This window comes from Streptomyces araujoniae (genome assembly GCF_050871195.1).
GTDB classification, from domain to species: Bacteria; Actinomycetota; Actinomycetes; order Streptomycetales; family Streptomycetaceae; genus Streptomyces; species Streptomyces bacillaris.
The window spans coordinates 7,032,509-7,051,401 of the sequence record NZ_CP194070.1 but is presented as its reverse complement, the minus strand read 5'-3'; the positions used below and the strand labels follow the sequence as shown (position 1 = coordinate 7,051,401).

At 72.0% G+C, this 18,893-nt stretch carries 20 protein-coding genes; 17 read left to right on the top strand and 3 right to left on the bottom strand.

What is annotated here, in order from left to right; all coding sequences use genetic code 11:
- The first annotated feature begins 2 nt into the window (after positions 1-2).
- The 7 genes from ACQ9ZG_RS30075 (at position 3) to ACQ9ZG_RS30045 (ending at position 6,994) form a co-directional block, all read left to right on the top strand.
- The gene (locus tag ACQ9ZG_RS30075; protein WP_499281417.1) at positions 3-914 is read left to right on the top strand and encodes a hypothetical protein; all 912 of its coding nucleotides are present in this window, start codon (positions 3-5) and stop codon (positions 912-914) included.
- Positions 911-1,573 (top strand): hypothetical protein, encoded by a 663-nt coding sequence (locus ACQ9ZG_RS30070; protein ID WP_499281416.1) that lies wholly within the window; start codon positions 911-913, stop codon positions 1,571-1,573. Before ACQ9ZG_RS30075 ends, ACQ9ZG_RS30070 begins: the two co-directional genes overlap by 4 nt.
- Positions 1,570-2,733 (top strand): acyl-CoA dehydrogenase family protein, encoded by a 1,164-nt coding sequence (locus ACQ9ZG_RS30065; protein WP_028417215.1) that lies wholly within the window; start codon positions 1,570-1,572, stop codon positions 2,731-2,733. The genes ACQ9ZG_RS30070 and ACQ9ZG_RS30065 overlap by 4 nt, the downstream gene beginning before the upstream one ends.
- Positions 2,726-4,126 (top strand): MATE family efflux transporter, encoded by a 1,401-nt coding sequence (locus ACQ9ZG_RS30060; RefSeq protein ID WP_499281415.1) that lies wholly within the window; start codon positions 2,726-2,728, stop codon positions 4,124-4,126. Before ACQ9ZG_RS30065 ends, ACQ9ZG_RS30060 begins: the two co-directional genes overlap by 8 nt.
- A gap of 1 nt (position 4,127) precedes the next feature.
- Positions 4,128-5,582: a condensation domain-containing protein gene (locus ACQ9ZG_RS30055; RefSeq protein ID WP_109917471.1), complete on the top strand. Its 1,455-nt coding sequence runs from the start codon at positions 4,128-4,130 to the stop codon at positions 5,580-5,582.
- The gene (locus tag ACQ9ZG_RS30050) at positions 5,579-6,271 is read left to right on the top strand and encodes a 4'-phosphopantetheinyl transferase family protein (protein WP_109917472.1); all 693 of its coding nucleotides are present in this window, start codon (positions 5,579-5,581) and stop codon (positions 6,269-6,271) included. Before ACQ9ZG_RS30055 ends, ACQ9ZG_RS30050 begins: the two co-directional genes overlap by 4 nt.
- A gap of 75 nt (positions 6,272-6,346) precedes the next feature.
- Positions 6,347-6,994: a DUF6518 family protein gene (locus tag ACQ9ZG_RS30045; protein WP_219995647.1), complete on the top strand. Its 648-nt coding sequence runs from the start codon at positions 6,347-6,349 to the stop codon at positions 6,992-6,994.
- Positions 6,995-7,065: 71 nt separating this feature from the next.
- Here ACQ9ZG_RS30045 and ACQ9ZG_RS30040 read toward each other — a convergent pair whose 3' ends face one another.
- Complete coding sequence (locus ACQ9ZG_RS30040; RefSeq protein ID WP_028418784.1) at positions 7,066-7,839, bottom strand: glycosyltransferase family 2 protein; 774 nt, start codon at positions 7,837-7,839, stop codon at positions 7,066-7,068.
- A 563-nt stretch (positions 7,840-8,402) separates the two neighbouring features.
- On the opposite strand from ACQ9ZG_RS30040, the gene ACQ9ZG_RS30035 reads away from it, so the two are divergent.
- Positions 8,403-8,636, top strand: a complete 234-nt coding sequence (locus ACQ9ZG_RS30035; RefSeq protein WP_018492084.1) for a DUF397 domain-containing protein — start codon at positions 8,403-8,405, stop codon at positions 8,634-8,636.
- A 104-nt stretch (positions 8,637-8,740) separates the two neighbouring features.
- Positions 8,741-9,670, top strand: a complete 930-nt coding sequence (locus ACQ9ZG_RS30030; RefSeq protein ID WP_232790439.1) for a DUF5753 domain-containing protein — start codon at positions 8,741-8,743, stop codon at positions 9,668-9,670.
- Positions 9,671-9,686: 16 nt separating this feature from the next.
- Here ACQ9ZG_RS30030 and ACQ9ZG_RS30025 read toward each other — a convergent pair whose 3' ends face one another.
- Complete coding sequence (locus tag ACQ9ZG_RS30025) at positions 9,687-10,553, bottom strand: SAM-dependent methyltransferase (protein WP_050451559.1); 867 nt, start codon at positions 10,551-10,553, stop codon at positions 9,687-9,689.
- A 122-nt stretch (positions 10,554-10,675) separates the two neighbouring features.
- Entirely contained in the window at positions 10,676-11,086 is a 411-nt protein-coding gene (locus ACQ9ZG_RS30020) for a SigE family RNA polymerase sigma factor (RefSeq protein ID WP_258312467.1), read from the bottom strand.
- Between the two features lie 503 nt (positions 11,087-11,589).
- On the opposite strand from ACQ9ZG_RS30020, the gene ACQ9ZG_RS30015 reads away from it, so the two are divergent.
- The 8 genes from ACQ9ZG_RS30015 (at position 11,590) to ACQ9ZG_RS29980 (ending at position 18,891) form a co-directional block, all read left to right on the top strand.
- A complete protein-coding gene (locus ACQ9ZG_RS30015; RefSeq protein ID WP_181398417.1) occupies positions 11,590-11,964 on the top strand; it encodes a hypothetical protein in 375 nt (124 codons plus the stop codon).
- A gap of 737 nt (positions 11,965-12,701) precedes the next feature.
- Entirely contained in the window at positions 12,702-13,163 is a 462-nt protein-coding gene (locus tag ACQ9ZG_RS30010) for an SUKH-4 family immunity protein (RefSeq protein ID WP_109917475.1), read from the top strand.
- 238 nt (positions 13,164-13,401) lie between these two features.
- Entirely contained in the window at positions 13,402-13,734 is a 333-nt protein-coding gene (locus tag ACQ9ZG_RS30005) for an SCO4225 family membrane protein (RefSeq protein WP_109917476.1), read from the top strand.
- Positions 13,735-14,618: 884 nt separating this feature from the next.
- On the top strand, positions 14,619-16,127 hold the full coding sequence (locus ACQ9ZG_RS30000; protein ID WP_499281414.1) for an ATP-binding protein: 1,509 nt from the start codon (positions 14,619-14,621) through the stop codon (positions 16,125-16,127).
- Positions 16,124-16,567, top strand: coding sequence for a roadblock/LC7 domain-containing protein (locus ACQ9ZG_RS29995; protein ID WP_018492076.1), 444 nt, complete (start codon positions 16,124-16,126; stop codon positions 16,565-16,567). Before ACQ9ZG_RS30000 ends, ACQ9ZG_RS29995 begins: the two co-directional genes overlap by 4 nt.
- The gene (locus tag ACQ9ZG_RS29990; RefSeq protein ID WP_026238238.1) at positions 16,564-16,926 is read left to right on the top strand and encodes a DUF742 domain-containing protein; all 363 of its coding nucleotides are present in this window, start codon (positions 16,564-16,566) and stop codon (positions 16,924-16,926) included. The genes ACQ9ZG_RS29995 and ACQ9ZG_RS29990 overlap by 4 nt, the downstream gene beginning before the upstream one ends.
- A gap of 61 nt (positions 16,927-16,987) precedes the next feature.
- Positions 16,988-17,536 (top strand): GTP-binding protein, encoded by a 549-nt coding sequence (locus tag ACQ9ZG_RS29985; RefSeq protein ID WP_109914058.1) that lies wholly within the window; start codon positions 16,988-16,990, stop codon positions 17,534-17,536.
- The gene (locus ACQ9ZG_RS29980) at positions 17,533-18,891 is read left to right on the top strand and encodes a cytochrome P450 (RefSeq protein WP_109914059.1); all 1,359 of its coding nucleotides are present in this window, start codon (positions 17,533-17,535) and stop codon (positions 18,889-18,891) included. The genes ACQ9ZG_RS29985 and ACQ9ZG_RS29980 overlap by 4 nt, the downstream gene beginning before the upstream one ends.
- The last annotated feature ends 2 nt before the right edge of the window (positions 18,892-18,893 follow it).

Below are 18,893 nucleotides of genomic sequence, written 5' to 3'. Positions count from 1 at the left end.
CCATGTATCTGAGCGCCGCGGCCACCCTGGCCGCACCCCCCGGGCCGGGCCCGGTCCGGCTGCCCCTGCGGGTGCGCGCGATCACGGCCCGGCGCTTCGGGCCCGGCCGGCGGTTCGTCCGGGGCCCGGTGCCCTGGCTGGAGCAGTACTTCGCCGACCTCGCCGGGATCCACGGCGTGGGGCGGCGCCCCGGCTTCCTGGAGACCGCCACACGGAACAGCTACGCGGAGATGGCGGCCGAGACGGCGCTCGCACTCGGGCCGTTCGACGGCCCGGTCGGCCTGCTGGCCACCGCACACGCCGTCGAGGACTCCGACATGGAACGCTCCCCCACCGGCCACGTCTGCGAGCTGCTCCCGGGCGACCCGCTGCCGATCGGGGTGAGCGACCAGGGCTCGGCGGCGCCCTTCACGGCGCTGCGGCTCACCAGCGCGTACGTACGTCCCGGCGGGCTCGACCGGGCGGTCCTGATCGCCCTGGACCAGTCCAGCCGGCCGTACGCGGCCCCCGTACCGCCGGAGCGGGAGGTGACGGCCGACTGCGCGGTGGGGCTGTGGCTGACCGCCGACGAGGACGCCGACACCCGGCTGGCCCAGTGGACCGGCGTACGGCCCGAGGCGGTGGCCGGGCTGCTGGCCGGTGCCCTCGCCGCGGAGCCCGCGCCCGGGGTGCTGCTGGCCGGTGCCGGTCTGGACCCGGGCCTGGACCTGCCCGGCCGCGCCGAGGGGGCCGGGAGGCTGATCACCACCGGCCGGGGACTTCCCTGCACCGGGGTGTGGGAGAACCTCGCCCGGCTGCAACCCGCCCCGGGTGAGGGGCCGTTGCGCGTGACCGTCGTCGCGTACGAGCGGGCGCTCGGCCATCTCTCCCTCTGCTCGCTGACCCTGTACCCACGGGAGGAGGAGGGCCGATGACCACCCCCCACGACGGAGTCCGGCGCACCGCGCGCGACGCGGGTCTGGTGGCGGCGCTGACCGCGCTCCAGGACGAACTGGCTCCCGGAGCACTCCCCTTGGGCCCGGCCGGTCACGCACTGCTGCCGGAGGCCGTCGCCGCGGCCGCCCACGGCGTACGGCGCGGCGCGCGCACCGCCCCCCGTGAGCGGACCGCCGAGTCCTCGCCCCGTACCGTACGGCTGCACGGCGACACCCTCGTCGCGCTGCGCCATCCGCTGCCGCCCGGCCCCGAGGACCCCGACGACCCGTGGGCGCTGGGCCTGGCCCGGCTGCGGCTCGGGCTCTCCGAGGCGCTGCTCGACCGCTGCCTGGAGCATCTGTCCGGCCGGAGCTTCGGCGGCAGTCCCCTGCTGGTACGGCAGTTGGTGCAGGACGGCCTCGCCGAAGCGCTCACCGACCACCTGGAACTGGGTGAACTACTCGCCCCGGAAGCCCGGTTGACGGCCGGTGAGCTGGCCGCGCTGCACCGCGCCGTGACCCGGACCGACCGGGTCCTGCTGCGGCTGCTGGGCGGCCACGGCTTCCGGACCGACGGCCCCGGCCAGAGCGCCCATGTCTCCGAACTGCTCGCGGACGTCTACGCCGCGCCCCCCGCCGCCCCCGAGGAAGCCCCGTGACCCTGCTCGACGAACGGCTCCGGACCCTCCAGCACACCGCGCGGGAGTGGGCGGAGCAGCTCCGGCCGCTGGCGCTCGCCCTGGAGGAGGACCCGGACCGCGTCCGCGACCACCTGGACCTGCCGCTGTTCTCCTACCTCTCCCGCACCCCCGTCCCGCGCGCCTACCAGCCCGACCCCATCACGGTGGACGGGCGGGCGTACTACGGGACGGGCGGGCTGGAGCGGGTGGTGTTCTGCGAGGAGATCGCCGCCGTGGACGCGGGAATGCTGCTGGCCGCGCCCGGCCCCTCGCTCTCCGGCGTCCTGGTCTCCCTGCTCGGTGACGAGGAGCAGCAGTCCTGGTTCTACGGGCGGCTGATGGAACGTACGTCCTGGACCTTCCTCGCCCTCACCGAACCCGAGCGGGGCTCGGACGCGGCCTCGCTCACCACCACCCTCACCCCCCGGGAGAAGGGCGGCCCGCTGCTGCTCAACGGGGCCAAGCGCTTCATCGGCAACGCGGCGCGCAGCGACGTCGGGGTGGTCTTCGCCCGCACCCGGCCCGGCCCCCTCGGTGTGGTGGCGGCGCTCGTGGAGACCGGCGGGCCCGGCTTCGCGGCGGTGCCGTTCGAGACGGTCGGGCTGCGCGGCAACCAGATCTGCGAGGTCCGGCTGACCGATGTGGAGGTGCCCGCCGAACGGGTCCTGGGGCGTCATCTCTCCCCCACCCGGCGCGGGTTGATGGGCGCCGTCCAGGGGTTCAACCGGCTGCGCCCGGGGGTGGCCGCCCTGGCCCTGGGCATCGCCCGGGGTGCGTACGAGTACGTCGTGGCCCACCGTCGTACGCTGCGGGCGGACGAGGCGGCGGGGCTGGAGCGGATGGCGTTGCGGATCGAGGGGGTGCGACGGCTGGTGTACCGGGCGGGGGCCGCGGTGGACCGGGACGACCCGGGGCTAGGCGCGCTGGCCTCGGCCGCGAAGGCCCGGGCCGCCCAGCTGGCCGAGGAGGTCACCCTGGAGGCCCTGGAGTACTTCGGCCCCGGGGCACGGCTGGAGCATCCGCTGCTCGACAAGTTCGCCCGGGACGCGCGCGGGGTCGAGTTCATGGAGGGGACCCGGAACATCCAGCGGCTGAACGTGTTCCAGGGTCTGTCCCAGGGGAAGATCGACCGTGGCTGAGACCCGGGGCGCCGTCGGGAGCCCGGCCCGGTCGGTGCTCCGGATCGCCGTCCCGATGCTGCCGGCCGATCTCGTCGCCGTACTCGTGCCGCTGGCGGTGCTGGCGCTCATGGGGCGCATCGACGGGGACGCGCACTACGTGCGGGCGCTGTTCATGCCGGTGCAGTTCCTCTTCCTCGCCCTCATCGCCGGGATCGGCGCGTCCAACCAGGTGGCCGCCGCCGTCGCGCACGGGGCCGGGGACCTGCGCGGGGCCGGGGCGGCGCTGCGGGCCGACGCCCGGATCGCGGCGGGCGCGGGAGCCGCGTTCAGCGTGCTGCTGATCGTGTCGGCTCCGCTGCTGGGCGACCTGATGGGGGTCTCCGAGACGGCACGGGAGGAGTTCACGGGCTTTCTGCGCGCCATCGCCCCGGCCTCGGCCCTGCTGCTGGGCCCGGCCCTGACCGCCGCCACTCTGCGGGGCTGCGGTCTCGCCCGGCAGGCGGCGGCGGTGACGCTGCTGGCCGCGCTGACGGAGATCGGCGGGGTCGCCCTGCTCGCGCTGGGCGCCGGACTCGGCATCGCCGGGGTGGCCCCGGCCGTCGCCCTGTCGGGGCTGGCGGGCACCGCGCTGGGCTGGGTGCTGCTGCGCCGCGCCGGGCTGCTCGGCCCGGCGGCCTCGGCACCGGCGGGCCGCCCCCGGCCCGTGCCGCTGCGGTCCGCCGTCCGGCGGCTGACCGCCGTCGGCCTCCCGGTCGGCGCCTCCTATCTGGTGATCTGTGCCGCGAATCTGGTGCTGATGCGGATCCTGGCCCCCTTCGGTCCAGCGGTGCAGTCGGGCTACGCGGGCGCGGCGACCCTCCAGACCCTGCTGATCATCCCGGGGCTGGTGCTCGGCTCGGCCACCGCCATCGTGCTGAACAGCCACCGGGGCGCGGGCCGGAGCGGGCTGCTGAGCCCCACGCTCCATGCGGGTCTGCGGATCACGGCCGGAGCGTACGCGGTGCTCGCCGTGGTCTCGTACGCCGGTCGGGACCTGCTCGCCGGGGTGCTGTCCGGGGACCCGCAGATCGCCGCGGAGACCGCCCGGTACCTCCAGACGGTGGGGCTCAGCTATCTGCTGATGGGCCTGGTACTGGCGGCGCTGACGGTGCTGGAGCAGGTCGGCGGCGGGCCTGCGGCGCTCGCGATGAACGCCGTGTACTTCGTGGGCGCGGTGGCCGTCGGCGGGCGGCTGGCCGCCGACGGGGGCCCCGACGCGCTGTACCGCACCATCGCCGTCTTCAACGGGCTCGGGGCGGTGGCCGTGGGAGTGACCGTGTGGTTCGTCCGCCGACTCGCCGCCCGTGAGACGTCCGGCGCATCCGCCCCGGACACCCGACCCTCCACGATCCGTACCGGCAAGGGGACATGAGATGACCCGTCCGACACCGCACGCCCTGGCCGCCCCGACACCGGAGGCCACCCGGCACCTGATCGCCTTCCGGGGCGAGCGCGCCGCCACCGGTCCCGCCACCTGGGGTCAGCAGCACATCTGGCGGGACATCGTGGCGATGCTGCCCGACACGGCCTTCTTCAACATCGCCCAGGTGGCCTTCGTCCCGGCGGGCGTCGATCTCCCCTGCGTACTGGCGCAGTTGGCCGAGCTGGTCAGCCGTCACGAGTCGCTGCGCACCCTGGTGGCCCCGGGGGCGGACGGGGCTCCGGCACAACGGGTGCTCAGCGAGGGGGCGTTCGAGGTGGACGTCCTCGAACTGACCGGCGCCGAGCACGGTGCGGAGCTGCGCGAGCACTTCGCCGGGGCGGCCCGGCGGCTGGAGGCCCGGGGCTTCGACAACACCGCCGAGGTGCCCTTCCGGGCGCTGGTCGGCGTCCTGGACGGGGCGCCGCAGGCCGTCGTCCTGTGCCTCTCGCACTTCGCCGCGGACCTGGCCGGGGTACGCCTGCTGGCCGGGGAGCTGGACGCTCTCCTGGCGGCCCGCGCCGGGGGTGGTGAGCCGCCGGCGCGCCGGTCCGCGCGGGAACCCCTGGAGCAGGCGGAGTTCGAGAACTCGCCGGAGGGGCTCCGTATGGAGGAGAAGGCGCTCCGCCACTGGAGCGCCCAGCTCGACCGCGCCCCGGCGGACAACTTCCCCCGGCCGCCCGGCGATCCGGCCGAGCCGCGCTTCTGGCGGGGCGAACTGGTCTCGCGGGCGGTGCCGGAGGCGCTGCGGGCCGCCGCCGAGCGGTATCGCGCCACCGTCCCGAACGTGCTGCTGGCCGCCACGGCGGCCCTGCTGGCCCGGAGCGAGGGGCTGGATGCCTGCGGACTGAAGCTGGTGACCGCCAACCGCTTCCGCCCCGAACTCCACCACGCGGTAGGCAACCTGGCCCAGGAGGTGTTCGTCGCGGTCGATGTGTCCGGGGACTCCTTCGCGGACGTCCTGCGCAGCGTGTGGACCGCCACGCTCGGCGCCCACCGCAACGGGCAGTTCCGCCCAGAACGGGCCCGCGCCCTGGCCGAGGAGGCCGGGGTCGCGGTGGACTGCCTGGTCAACGATCTCTGGTCGACGACCTGGGAGGCGCCCGACCGCCCCGCCCTCTCCCCCGGCCAACTAGCGGAAGCGGCAAGGGAGTCGGTGTTCCGCTGGGCGGACCGCCTGGACCAGGACGAGGTGGCCTTCTTCCTGGAGACGTTCGCGGTCTTCGAGGACCCCGGGCTCATCCGGATCACTCTGCTCGGCGACACGTCCCGGATGGAGCCCGCCCGGATCGAGGGGTTCCTGCGCGGCCTGGAACGGGTCCTCCTCGCCCTCGCCGAAGGCGACCTGCCCCCGGCCGGCTTCCCGTCGGCGGCGGTACTCGACGCCCCGGGCCCGGTCCCCCGATGAACGGAGCGGAGGACGTGGTGGAGATCCGCCGCTTCCGGCTCGACCTCCCGCCGCCCGAGGTGGAGTCGCTGGCCGGGCTCCTCGACGTACGTGAGCGGGCCCGGCTGGAGACGCTGCGCTCGGCGGAGCACCGGCGCCGCTTCACCGTCGCGCACGCCCGCACCAGGCAGGCGCTCGGGGAACGGCTCGGGCTCCCTGCCGTACGCGTACGGTTCCGCTTCGGCCCGCACGGCAAGCCCGGCCTCGACGGCGACGCGGAGGCCCGGGGCCTCCGCTTCAGTCTCACCCACTCCGGCGAGGTGGCGGTGGTGGCGCTGAGCCGGGGCCGGGAGGTCGGCGTGGATGTGGAGCACCTGGATCCGTCCCGGGACCCGGTCCGGTTCGCGGCCCGCTGGTTCCCGCCGGACGAGAGCGCGTGGGTGGCCGGGGCGGCGGCCCCGGACCGGCTCCCCGGCTGCCTGCGCCTGTGGACCCGGAAGGAGGCGTGCGTCAAAGCCACCGGGGGCCGTCTCGTCCAGGGCCTGGCCCTCCCGGTGGGCACGGCCCCTCGCCCCCGGACGGTCGAGGGCCCGCCCGGCTTCCCCGGCCCCTGGACGGTCATGGACCTCCCGGCCGGCCCGGCCCATGCGGGGGCGGTCGCGCTGGAGGGCCCGCTCCCCTTCCGGCTGCTGGAACGCTCCATCGGCTGACGCCCCCTCCCCCCGCAGCGGGTGAGCCGGATCCGACTATGCACCCCATGTATAAACCGAAGGTATAGTCGGACCATGTCCACCACGCGATCTCTCGCGCACCCCGTCCGACCGCCGACCAGGGCGGCGGGCCTGCCGGCCGTGTGCCTCGGCGCGGGGATCGCGCTCGGCGTCCTCACCAATCTGCTCCAGGGCTGGCTTCCCTGGCCGTGGAGTCAGTTGGCGAACTCCGGCGGCGTCTGGTCCGTGTTCGCCTTCGTCGCGGGCGCGCTCGCGGCCGGCCGCACCGACAGGCTCCGTACGGCCGCGGCGGCCGGGGCGCTGACCGAGATCGGGCTGGTCGTCGGCTACTACGGCTACGCCGAGTTCGGGCGGGACGGCATGGGGTCGCTCGTCTTCCCGCTGCTCTGGATCGCGATGGCCTGCGTCGCGGGCCCGCTGTTCGGCATCGCGGGCGCCTGGTGGAGGCGGGGTGCCCAGCCCTGGCGCCGGTACGTGGCGCTCGGCGCGTTCGGGGGCCTCTTCGGGAGCGAGGCCCTCCACTCCTGGCTCACTCTCGGGTACGCGTCCCAGGCGGCGGCCTGCGCCGCCGTCGCCTGCGCGCTCCCGCTGCTGCTGGGCCGGACGGGGAAGGAGCGCGCCTGGAGTCTGGCGGCGATGCCCGTCGCCTCCTTCGCCGCGTACCTGGCCGTCTACGGCCTGCTCGACCAGGTCTCCGCCTGAGGGAGGCCGGGTGAGGCGCGCACCGGACGCCCTCGGCCCCGGGGCCGCCGCCCGTCCGCCTGCGCCTCCCGCTAGATGCGCGAGTTGCGCAGCGACTGCCAGGCGGCACCGGCCAGCGCGCGCGTCGACCGGACGACCGACAGATGCTCGTGCCGGCGATAGAGGGCCCAGTTGTACTGGACGAGCGAGAGCTTGTTGGAGGAGAGCGATCCCGCCTGGTGGGCCCGGTACACCGCGAGCGGCTCGGCCAGCCCCCGGGCGTCGGCGCCGTTCCGCATGATCGACAGCCAGAGGGCGTAGTCCTGCCGCTTGCGCATCTCGGGCATCAGCCTCGTGCCCAGGACCGTGCGGTCGTACATGGCGGTGAGGGCTCCGATGTAGTCCCGGACCAGCATGGCCCGGTAGTCCACGTGCTCCCGGGCACGGATCACGCGGTCGGTCGGGACCCAGTCGACGCTCTCACCGGCGTGGTCGGCGTCCATCTTGAAGTACGAGGTGAACGTGAGGGGAGCATCGCCTTCCGCGGCGAAGGCGAGCTGCTTCTCGGTCTTCTCCGGCAGCCACATGTCGTCGGAGTCCAGGAAGGCGATGTAGTCGCCGCGGGCCCGCTGGATCGCGAGATTACGGGCCCGTCCCGCGCCGCCCTGCTCGGGCGCCGTCTCCGGCAGGACCCGCTCGTCCCGCTCGGCGAACTCACGCAGCAGGTCCATGGAGCCGTCGGTGGACCGGTCGTCGGTGACCAGAAGCTCCAGGTCGGCGTGGGTCTGGGTGAGCACCGACCGGACGGCAGCGCCGAGGGTCGCCGCCGAGTTGTACACGGGCATCACGACCGACACCAGGGGCACAGCGCATCTCCTTGCCAGATCAGGTTCGACCGGTTCATTCAAGCATCGCCACCGAGGGGGAGCCGACACGAGGGTGGGCCGTCACCGGTCGGAACCACCGTGGGGGCGACCGGAACCACCGCGGGGCTTCCGTCGGCCGCCCCGCCGCCGTGCGGCCGGGGCTCGGCACCGCATGGCAGGTCACACCGTCAGTCACACCGGGGGCACGTGCACCCCATCCACCCCGTTAATTGAACGAGAAAATAGTCTTCCGCCACAATGCGCCACGTTCAACCAGGCCCTCGCCACCGCATGCCGGTCGGCCAATCCCGCGGCACCCTCCGGCCTCCAGCCCGAGCAGCACGTCAATTCACGCATACATTCATATCGTCACCTCAAAGGAACACCCTTTCGAGGGACACCGGGCGGCCCCGCCCTGCGGATATGATCACCATCACCTCAGTGGCCCATGAAATTTCATGGACCCGTGAAAGTGGGTATCGACCGGACACGCCCGCCTGGCGGGCATGGACCACCCTCTTCCCCATCTCTGCAGGTCAGGACCGAAAGGGCAAGTGGCACGCATGTACAAGAACGGTGTTTCGGCGGATTCCATCCAGGGCGTCACATGGGTGAAGTCGTCGCTGAGTGACGGTATCGGCGGCAACTGCGTGGAAATTGCCGAGCTCGGTGAAGGCCACGTCGCGCTGCGCAACTCCCGGGACGCCAGTGGGCCCGCGCTGGTGTACACCCCCGGGGAGTGGGAGGCGTTCGTCCAGGGCGCCAAGAACGGTGAGTTCGACGGCATGACTGTCTGAAAAGGGGATAGCCCCTCACTGCCGCCCCGTCGTTGACTCTTCGCTCTGGAATACTGGCCGCCGGGTCAGCGGCAGGGCGAGGAGTGATGATGTCCGATCGGAATTTGAGCATTGTTCCGGACGGTGACGTCGGCAGGCCGCCGGCCGTCGCAGCTGACCTTCTGGGAAGGCATCTGCGACGGCTTCGCGAGCGCGCCGGGCTCCTGCAGAAGGACGTGGTGGCGGCCAAGGCGATCGGCTCCGAGTCGATGCTCAGCAAGTACGAGACCGGCAAGGTCCCGGTCCAGGAGCGCCACGTCCGCCGCCTGGTACAGCTGTACGCGCTGTACACCCAGGGCGACCCGGTCGATCTGGAGGCCTGCCTCACCATGGCCAGGCAGTCCAACGAGAAGGAATGGTTCGCCGAGTACCGGGACGTCATCCCCGACCACGGAAACCGTCTCTTCAGCCAGGAGCGCGCGGCGCGGGAGATCCGCACGTTCGAGGCCCACCACGTGCCCGGACTGCTCCAGACACCGGAGTACGCGCAGGCCATCATGGAGGAGGCGGCGGCGCATGCCCAAGGTGCCCCGCACCCGCCCGATCGCGCGGCCCTCCGCCGCCGCATAGCGTTCCGCCTGGAGCGCCAGATGCATCTGTTCCTGCCGGGCGCACCGGACTTCTACGCCGTCCTGGACGAGAACGTGCTGCGCCGCACGAAGTTCAGCACGCCCGTCATGCGGGCCCAGCTGCGCCATCTGTTCACCCTCGCCGAGAACAGCCCAGGTATCCACATCCGGGTTCTTCCGTTCGACGCCGACGCGGGCCTCGTGCCACCGCACAGTTCGGTCACGCTGTTGCTGATGCAGTCGGGGTACGGCGACGACCTCGTCTACATCGAGTCCAGCAACATGGGCGGGGTCTACGTCGGCGATCCGGCCGCGGTGGAGAAGCACCGCCAGCGGCTCACCACGCTGTTCATGGGAGCCGCCGACAAGGACGCGACCCTGGCGATCATCGACGAACACATCCAGCGCCTCGTCGGCAGACGTTAGGAGAGATCCGGAGACGTCAGGGGATGCGGGCCACGCCTCCGAACTCCACCCATTCCTTCGTCTTCTGCCGGGGTCCGATCTCACCGTCGGGCCGCCAGAGCGACACCTCGCACGGAGCCTGGGCCTCCACCAGCTCCAACCCCTCGAAGAACCGGCCCACTTCGTCCAGGGAGCGCACCTCCCCCCAGTTCCCGCCCGTGATCTCACGCATGAACTGCGTGATGTCGGAACGCAGTTGCCCGTCATCGCTCGCCAGTTGGGAGATCACCAGGTGACTGCCCGGCGGCAGCCGGCGCGCCACGTCCCGTACGAGCTTCCAGGGGTCGTCCTTCTCCGGCACGCAGTGCAGGACCGACACGAAGAGACAGGCGATCGGCGTGTTCCGGTCGATCAGCCTGCGGACTTCGTCACTCTCGAAGATCGCCTCGGTGTTCCGCATGTCCTGGAGTATCACGGCGGTGGTCGCCGTGTCCTCCGCCAGCATCATTCTCCCGTGCCCGAGGACGATGGGGTCGTTGTCGACATAGACGACGCGTGCATCGGGATGGAACTGCTGAACGACCTGGTGCACATTGGGCGACGTCGGCAGCCCGGATCCGTGGTCGATGTACTGAGTGATTCCGCATTCTTCGGCGAGATAACGCACCGCGCGGACAAGGAAGGCACGATTCACCAGCGCCAGTTCGCGCGTACTGGGAGCTATCCGCAGAAGTTCTTCACAGGCTTCCCGGTCCACCGGATAGTTGTCACGGCCTCCGATTAACCAGTCGTACATTCTCGCCACGCTGGGCTTACTGAAATCAGGCTGGATGGCTTTTCTCCCCGCGTCCCGTCCGCGCGGCGCCCCCGCGCAGCGTCGGAGCCCTTTCGGACAGGGACCCATGCTAGGAGTTTCCCCCCCAGGAGGGCCAGCCACTTCACTACTCCGAGGGACGAAAAGGCCGTGAAACCACTACTTTCAGTCACCGGCCCAGCGGGCCAACGCCCCAGAAGCAGGAGGAATTGTCAGCCGTTTATGCTTTCCGCATATGCCACTCCCGCCGCCGTCCTGGTCGCGTACTGGAGCATTCCGTTGACCTCCAGTTCGTCGATGCCCATGAGGTCCGCCACCTCCGCCGGTCCGAGGCCCAGGCGGTAGCGCAGTACGACGACGTCGGCGTGCGGGCGGGGCAGGACCCGGTACACCGAGCCACCGGGCCTCGACCGGGCCCGCGCACTGCCCCGTTCGCTGATCAGGTTCCAGGAGACCGCCGCCGGCGACGGACTGCGCAGGGCCCTCTCCCAGACGGTCGCCAGATCCCCGAGCGCGTCCTGCGCCAGTTCCCTTCCGGAACCCGGGCATCCGGTGCAGGCGGTCGCGAATCGTATGTACGCGGCCAGACGGAGTGTGCAGAAAGCGGTGAACGTGACGGGCATCCGTAGTTCCAGCACCTCGTCCCCGACCGGCGGGAGGGGGGACCGGTCCCGTGAACGGACCTGTTCACCGCGCGGTATCGGTGCGCCGTACGCGGTCCGGGCGCGCCGGGCGCGGACCGCCCCCGGAGTTTCACTCCACACGCGCGCCCTCACCGTCCTCGCGGGGAGAGAGTAATGCGGGACCGCTCAGGGCGGAGTGGCGGGCCTGCTCCCACAATGGCCGAAACCGTTCAGCAGGGGCCCCCAGGTGCTCGATGAGCTCCCGTGCCTGTTCCCAGTCCTCCAGGATGCCGGGGAGGTCCCGCTCCTCCTGGGCCAGGCGGGCGTCGGTCTCGCCCCGGGCCACCGGGCCGGGCTGCGAGGCGAGCCTCAGCCCCCGGAGCGCGGCCCGGAGCCGGTCCATCGCACCATCGCGAGATGCCGGGTACGGGGGCCGGTGCCCCCGGGCCCACTCCCAGAGCCCGCGTACGTCGTCGGGCGAGCCGCGCATCACGGTGACGACCATGAAGGCCGTCGGCCAGGTCGGCACCACCTCACCGTCGAGGATCGCCCTCAGGCGGCCGGGCCGGATGCGGGTGAGGTGGCCGACCTCGCGGACGGTCAGCCCGCTGAACCAGAAGAGGTTCCGCAGCGCCTGCCCGAGCAGCCGGCGGCCGTCCCGCTTCCCGGCCCTCCCTCCGGCACCGCGCGGCCGGACGGCGCCAGAGCCGGGACCAGGACCGGGAGGGGGGCTGAGGCTGGAGCTGGAGCTGGAGCTGGAGCTGGAGCTGGAGCTGGAGGGACGGTCGCCTTCCGGGGCACGGTCACGCCAGTACTGCGCTCGACGCCGACAGGCGATCTGGCAGTACACCCGCGGCCGGCCCGTCCCCTCGCGCTGACGGAAACGGCGCCCGCACCCCTGGAACGCGCACTTCCTGTAGACCGCCTTCCCCGCCCCCTTCTTGCTCCCCTGCCGATCCGCCGTCGTGGCCACCGCGCTCCTTGGTCGGAATGGTGATGCCGGGACTCACCAGAGATCTGCTGAACGGGCTACGGACAGCGCGCTCCTCGAAGCCCTTGCGCGCCTTCGCCCCTGTGCGTCTTCCTGACGAAGAACGTAGGCAGCCAACCTGAGTCGGCACCAGTTCGAGAAAGTCCATGAAAGCGGAATGATCATGTATCGCTCGCCGGGGCGACCTGAGGAACACCCGGACAATTCCGCCGACTTGGCGATCACGTTCAGTCAACTTCCCCTGGAATGCGGAGAGAAAGTCGGGCATGCGGCCCTGTCTGCCGCAGACGAGGCCTTCCACTTCCGCGGCGCCAATCACTCTGAAGAGTGAAGTTGATAGCTCGCCTTTCCGTTCGCCGTGCAAGTGCACCAGAAGCCGCAGCGACGTGGGAGAGGGAAAGGACAGACGTGAGCCGCGGGACGACGGCATCGGGGGGCGACGGCATCCGGGGGCGCCTCGGTGACCGCCGCACCGGTCATCGAGGCGCTCCGCCCCGGCCCGTGGGGCAGGTCCGTGAGACGCACGTCCAGGAGCAGCCGTCGGGTCGGCAGGACAAGCAGTGCTCCGACCGCGCGGGTTCACCGGCTCGCCGAGACGTCGGCGGGCTGGGCTATGTTGCGGACATGAACGACGCTGAAGTCGCCTCGCTCCTGGCCGAATGCACCCGGTGCCCGTACCCCGGGGTGTGGCAGAGCTCCCCTTTCGCTGAGCGCACGGTCGACGGTACGCCGTATGCCCTGGTCGCGGTCGACCCCGGGGTGAGCGCGCTCGCCCTGCGGCCCGATGACGGCTCGCTGTGGTGTCTGCCGGAAGGTGATGCTCCCCAACTGGTGAACACCAGTGTCGAAGCGTTCCTCGCCTTCAACCGCGCCTATGAGGAAGCCGCCGCCGAGGCAGCCTCGTACGAGGGACCCGGTGACGGTCCGAGCGAGGACGAGGCCGTGGACCTGGCGGAGCAGGCCGCCGACGCGCTCACCGAAGCGCTGCTGGAACGATTCGGGGCGCTCGACGCCGAGGCCGTTGCCGACGAGAACTCCTTCTGGCACATCGGGGCCGAGGAGCTCGGCTACGGCATGAACGTGTGACCACGCTGATCACCGGGACAGGCCGCTCACCACGTGACCAGCGGCTCCCCGCCCACCGGCCGGTATCTCGTCGGAAGCGGGGGCGGCCCGAGCACCCGGACCCGGCCGGCACCCGCGACGGCCGGAGCCGATGATGAGTATGGGTACTCATGTGGCGGATTCCGGCGGGGGGCATCGTTCAGACCGTCAGCAGGTCAGCCACCGCACCGGGCATTCCGGCATTCTCAGGAGATCCGCCATGGAAAAGAACAGTCGCTCGTTTCCCCGGACTCTCCGCCACTACCTGGTGAACCCGCTGTCCCTGGGATACCTGGGCGTTGTTCTCGCCGTGTGCCTGTGGGTGACCGTCGACACCGTCTCCCACGCGTCCTCCGGAGACGCCAGTTTCGCCGGAGTGTGGGCCTTCCTGGTCACCGCGCCGACCTCGATGGTCTTCCTCGTCGCCGGCCCCGCGGGGCTGGCAGGCATTCCCATCGGCGCCCTCGTCCAGGCCGCCGCGCTCGGCGCCCTGCACCGCAACATCACCGAACGGCGGGCCCACCGCACCGGGAACGGCGTCAGCAACGCCTGACTGCCGGGCAGTTCGACAGGTCCCAGCACCAGGGCCCGCCCCTCTTCCGCCATGCCCTGAGCGCGAAGGCCGGCCACGGGCCCGGATCTCGCGCGGCAGGGCCGGGCGGCCTTCGTCATGGCCGTAGCCACCGGCACCAGGACCGGCACGAGTGACACAACTGAGCCTGATGACGATGAGGTTGCCGCCGTCCTGGACGAGGTTCAGATGGAGGCTCTGGACCGAGCCGGACATGTCCGGCCTTCATCGACCCCACAGAGGCGCACTCTTTCAGCCACCCGCACAGCTCGACGGCCGCACGTCGCCCAGGGCGGGACCCGAACGGCGTGTTGCCCCACAGCCAGGAAAACGTTGTCCGAGGCGGCACCACACGAACATGACGCACCATCAGAACAAGTGGGACCAGGACCCCTTCGAGGCCGGTCGAAAGGGTGCGACGCACGCGACCTGATGCGCCATCGGAAGGATGCCGCCCTGAGTGCGTCACAGTAAGGGCAGGTCAGAGGGGTCTTCGCGACTCGGCGTACAGCCAGGTGACGCTCGGAGCCTCCATCGGGCGTCGCAGCGGACAGCCCGTGCCGCCCGGGCGAGCCCTTCCCCCGCCTCGCCACCATCGTCCGCACCGGCGCCCGATTCGGACGCGGCCGCGGTGTACCGACACCGCCCTCGCGCGCCACCCCGGGAACGGACGGCCCATAGGCGTCAACGCGCCATTCTCAGTGACCTGTTGCAACCCAATGGGATCAAGAGATAAATAATTGAGATTAGTTGACCTACGCTTTACATGCCTTCAAACCCGAACCTGGGTTCGACATTTCGTGAAAGGTTTCGCTTCTCGTGGCTGGTACCGCCGTCCGCAGGATCGTCAGGCCGGGGCTGCCGCAGTGAGACGACCATCGAAAGAGCCACGACGCGCCCCTGGTGCGAGTGCCGCCGCCGGCTGGGCCGTCTCCCTGCCGGCCGCCGCCGGTGCGGGGTGGGCCGCCATCACCGTGGACGCCGAGTGGCACCGGGCCCTCGCGGGAGCCTGCGCCGCGGTCGTCGCCCTGCTGATCGCCCACGTACTGATCCTCACGCGGCGGCTCTCCGCCGAACGCGCTCACCGTGCCCGGGAGGCCGAAGTGGCCGCCGCCCGGGGCTCCGAGGTGGCGCATCTGGCGGCAGTGCGCGTTCCGGCCATCGCGGAGCGGTTGCACACCGGGCAGCAACTGGACGGCGTCCCGGGGCCGATGGCGCCTCCGGAGAAGACCGGTGAGGAGTTCGCACGGGCGCTGGACTCGGTCGTCGTCGCGCTCGGCTCGGACACGGCCGTGCACCGCGAGCGCGCTCTGCGCGACTCGGTCCAGGCCGCCTTCGAGTCCGTGGCACGCACCATGCACGTGATGGCGACCGTGCAGCAGCAGGTCCTGGACGAGGTCGAACGCTCCATCGAAGACCCTCTTCTGATGGCGAACGTGATGAAGGCCGACCACGCGGCCTCCCAGATGACCCGCAAGGCACAGACGCTTCTGGTGATGTGCGGGATCTGGCCCGCCCGTCGGGAGACCCGGCCGGTCTCGCTCTACGACTGCGTACGGGGCGCCCAGTCCCGGATCGTGGAGTTCGGGCGGATCGAGGTGCACGGCGGTCAGACCTTGTACGCGGTGCCCCCGGCCGTGGAGGGGCTGATGCACTCCATCGCCGAACTGCTGGAGAACGCCACGGTGTTCTCGCCGTCCAGTTCCCCCGTGGTCGTCAGCGTGCGGGAGGTGGGCTCCGGTGCGGTCATCGAGATCGACGACGCCGGGCTCGGGATGCCGCCGGACGTCCTGCACCAGGCCCTCGGCCATCTCCGCGACGACCTGGACCTGACCCGCCTGGGTGCGGTGCCCCGGCTCGGCCTGGCGTGTGTCGGGCGCTGGAGCCGGGAGCTGGGATTCAACGTGGAACTGAGCGGGTCTTCGGCGTACGGCGGCACACGTGCGGTGATGTTCGTACCGTTCCGCCTTCTGACCGACCCGTTGCCGAGGGCCGCGGCGCACCGCCGCCCGGCGAGCGAACCGGCCGGACACGCCATGCCCGCCGTTCCCCCGGCGGGCGTGCGCGACGACGCCCCCGAGCCGGCCGGCGTACCCGCCCCGACAACCGGTCTGCCCCGGCGTCGCAGCCGGCGCGGCGCCACCCAGGCCACGAGCGTCGCGCGGCACTCGGCGCCCGACCCGCAGCCCGGTGCCGCGCCCGCTGAACCCTGGACGCCGGAGGCGGCGCGCGCCTCGATCGCCAGTGTGGTGTCCGGGACGCTGCGCGGCCGGGCGGCCGTCGACGCGGACGGCGAGACCGGACCGGCATCGCCCCCGCACGGCGGACAGTCCCTGCCCAGTAACCCGAACGAGCACGCCGGAGGCCGACCGTGACCGGAACCATCACTCGACTCCCCGACCTGGGCTGGATGCTCCGCCCCCTCACCGAGATTCCCGGTGTCCGGCACGCCGTGGTGGTCTCCGAGGACGGGCTGCGTCTCGGGCACGCCTCCGCCGAGAACCTCTCGGGCCCGGTGGCCAGCCTGAGCGTCGCCGACGCCGAGTCGCTCTCGGCGGCCTGTGCCGCGATGACCATGACGGGCCGGTCCACCAGTGCGCTGCTGTTCGGGCGGGGTGCCGGGACACGCCAGCTGATGCTGGAGACCGACCAGGGGTTCGTGCTGTTCACCCACGCCGGGGTGGGCGCGCACCTGGGCGTCGCCACCGATCTGGACGCCGACGTGGGCCTGGTGGCCCAGCAGATGCAGCTGCTGGTGGCGAAGATCGGCGCCCACCTGACCAGCCTGCCCCGGGACGGGGCCACCGCGACGTGACGGCGGAGCGGCCTGAGGTGCCGCGGGCATCGGCGATCCGACCGTATGTCATCACACGCGGCCGCACGGAGTCCGAGGGCGAGCCGCTGTCCTGGGAGTCCCTGGTGATGACGTCGGAGACGGCGTTCCCCTCCACCCTCCAGCCGGAACACATCGCCATCCTCAAGCACTGCGAGGGGCTCATCTCGGTCGCGGAGGTGGCCGCCCACCTCGGCCAGCCGCCGTCGGTCGCGCAGGTGCTGCTCTCCGATCTCCTCCGATGGGGGCTGATCGTGACCCGGCCGCCCATCCCGGCGGCCGAACGCGCCGATGTGACCATGCTCAGAAAGGTCCTCCATGGTCTCGAAAGCTGCCTCTGAAACCCTGGCCGAGGCAGGCCCGCCACCCGCCGCGACCGACGGGAAGTACCTCGACTCGACGGTGTCGGGCGCGGCGAAGATCCTGGTCGTCGGCCCCCTGGGGGTGGGCAAGACGACGCTGATCGGTACGGTCTCGGAGATCGAACCGCTCTCCACCGAGGCATCGATGACCCAGGCGGGCGTCCGGGTCGACCCGGAGGTCGACAGCGGCAAGCGGACGACCACGGTCGCCCTCGACTTCGGCCGGCTGACCGTCGACGGCGACCTGGTGCTGTACCTGTTCGGCACGCCGGGCCAGCAGCGGTTCCTGCCGGCCTGGCAGGACCTGGCCAAGGGGGCGCTCGGCGCACTCGCGCTGGTGGACTCCCGGGACCTGGCGGCCTCTTTCGACGCGCTGGGCAACCTGGAGGATCTGGACCTCCCCTTCGCGGTCGCCGTCAACGTCTTCCCGTCCGGCCCCCGGTACGACGCCGACGACATCCGTACGGCCCTCGACCTGCTGCCCGACACCCCGCTGGTGACCTGTGACGCCCGGGACCGGGCCTCATCGATCCGGGCACTGATCGCCCTGGTCCGCCACCTCATCCACGTCGCCACGGAGTCCGCATGAGCACGCCCCACCCCACGGCCGGGCCGGCCGCCCGCTGCCCCGTGACCGGCGCCCCCGCCAAGGCGGCCGCACTGTACGGGCCGGGGCTCGACGGCAACACGATGCCCGCGCTGTACGAGGAACTGCGCGGCACGCACGGCCCGGTGGCGCCGGTCTCCCTCGCCCCCGGCATCGACGCCTGGCTGGTCCTGGGCCACCGGGAGCTGCTCCGGCTCACCCGCGAGGAGCAGGACTTCTCGCACGACCCGCGCCGGTGGAGCCTGCTACGCGAAGGCCGGGTGCCGGCCGACTCGCCGATCCTGCCCATGGTCGGCTGGCGCCCCGCGCTGCTCTTCGCGGACGGACAGCAGCACCGCAGGATGCGCGGCGCCGTCTCCGACGCGCTGGCCGGGATCAACGGGCACGAGTTGCGCCGCAGCGTACGGACCACCGCCGAGGCCCTGATCGCCGGATTCGCGGACGACGGCGAGGCCGATCTCGTCGCCTCGTACGCGCGCATGCTGCCGCTGCGGGTGATCGCCGGGCTGCTCGGGGTGGACGACCGGACCGGCCGGGAGCTGGTGGACGCGGTGGGCGGCCTGGCGTCCGGTACCAGCGGGGCGGCGGAAGCCAGCCGCCGGATGGGCGCCATCCTCCTGTCGCTGATCGAGGAGAAGCGGCGGGTGAGGGGCGAGGACATCGTCTCGGCGCTGCTGCACCACCCGGCGCGGCTCACCGACGAGGAGGTGCTGCACAACCTGGTGGTCATGTTCGTCGCGGGCAACCAGACCACGGTGAACTGGATCGCCACCACGCTGCGCATCCTGCTCTGCGACCCCGCGCTGCGCTCCTCCCTGAGCGGCGGCCACCTCAGTGTCGACGACGCACTGGACCTCGTCCTGTGGCGCTTCCCGCCCACCCAGAACTTCCCGGCCCGCTACGCCACCCGCGACATGAGGTTCGGCGAGCAGGACATCCGGGCGGGCGACATGCTGATCCTGGGTCTGGCGGCGGCCAACGCGGATCCGGAAGTCCTGCCGGTCGACGGCGCCCCGGTGGTCGGCAACCGCTCCCATCTGGCATTCGGCGCGGGCCCGCACACCTGCCCCGCCCAGGACCCGGCCCGGTTGATCACCCGGACCGCGGTCGACACGATCCGGCACCGGCTGCCCGACCTGGAACTGGCAGTCCCGGAGAACGAGTTGAAGTGGGTCAACTCGCCTTGGAGCAAGGGGCTGGGCACGCTGCCCGTGCGCTTCACCTCGCCGCAGTTGCCGCAGTTGCCGCAGTTGCCGGTACCCTCCCAGGCGTTCGAGGCCCCGGCCACCCCATGGCCGTACCGCGACGGGACGCGGCCACAGGCCCGTCCGCACTGACC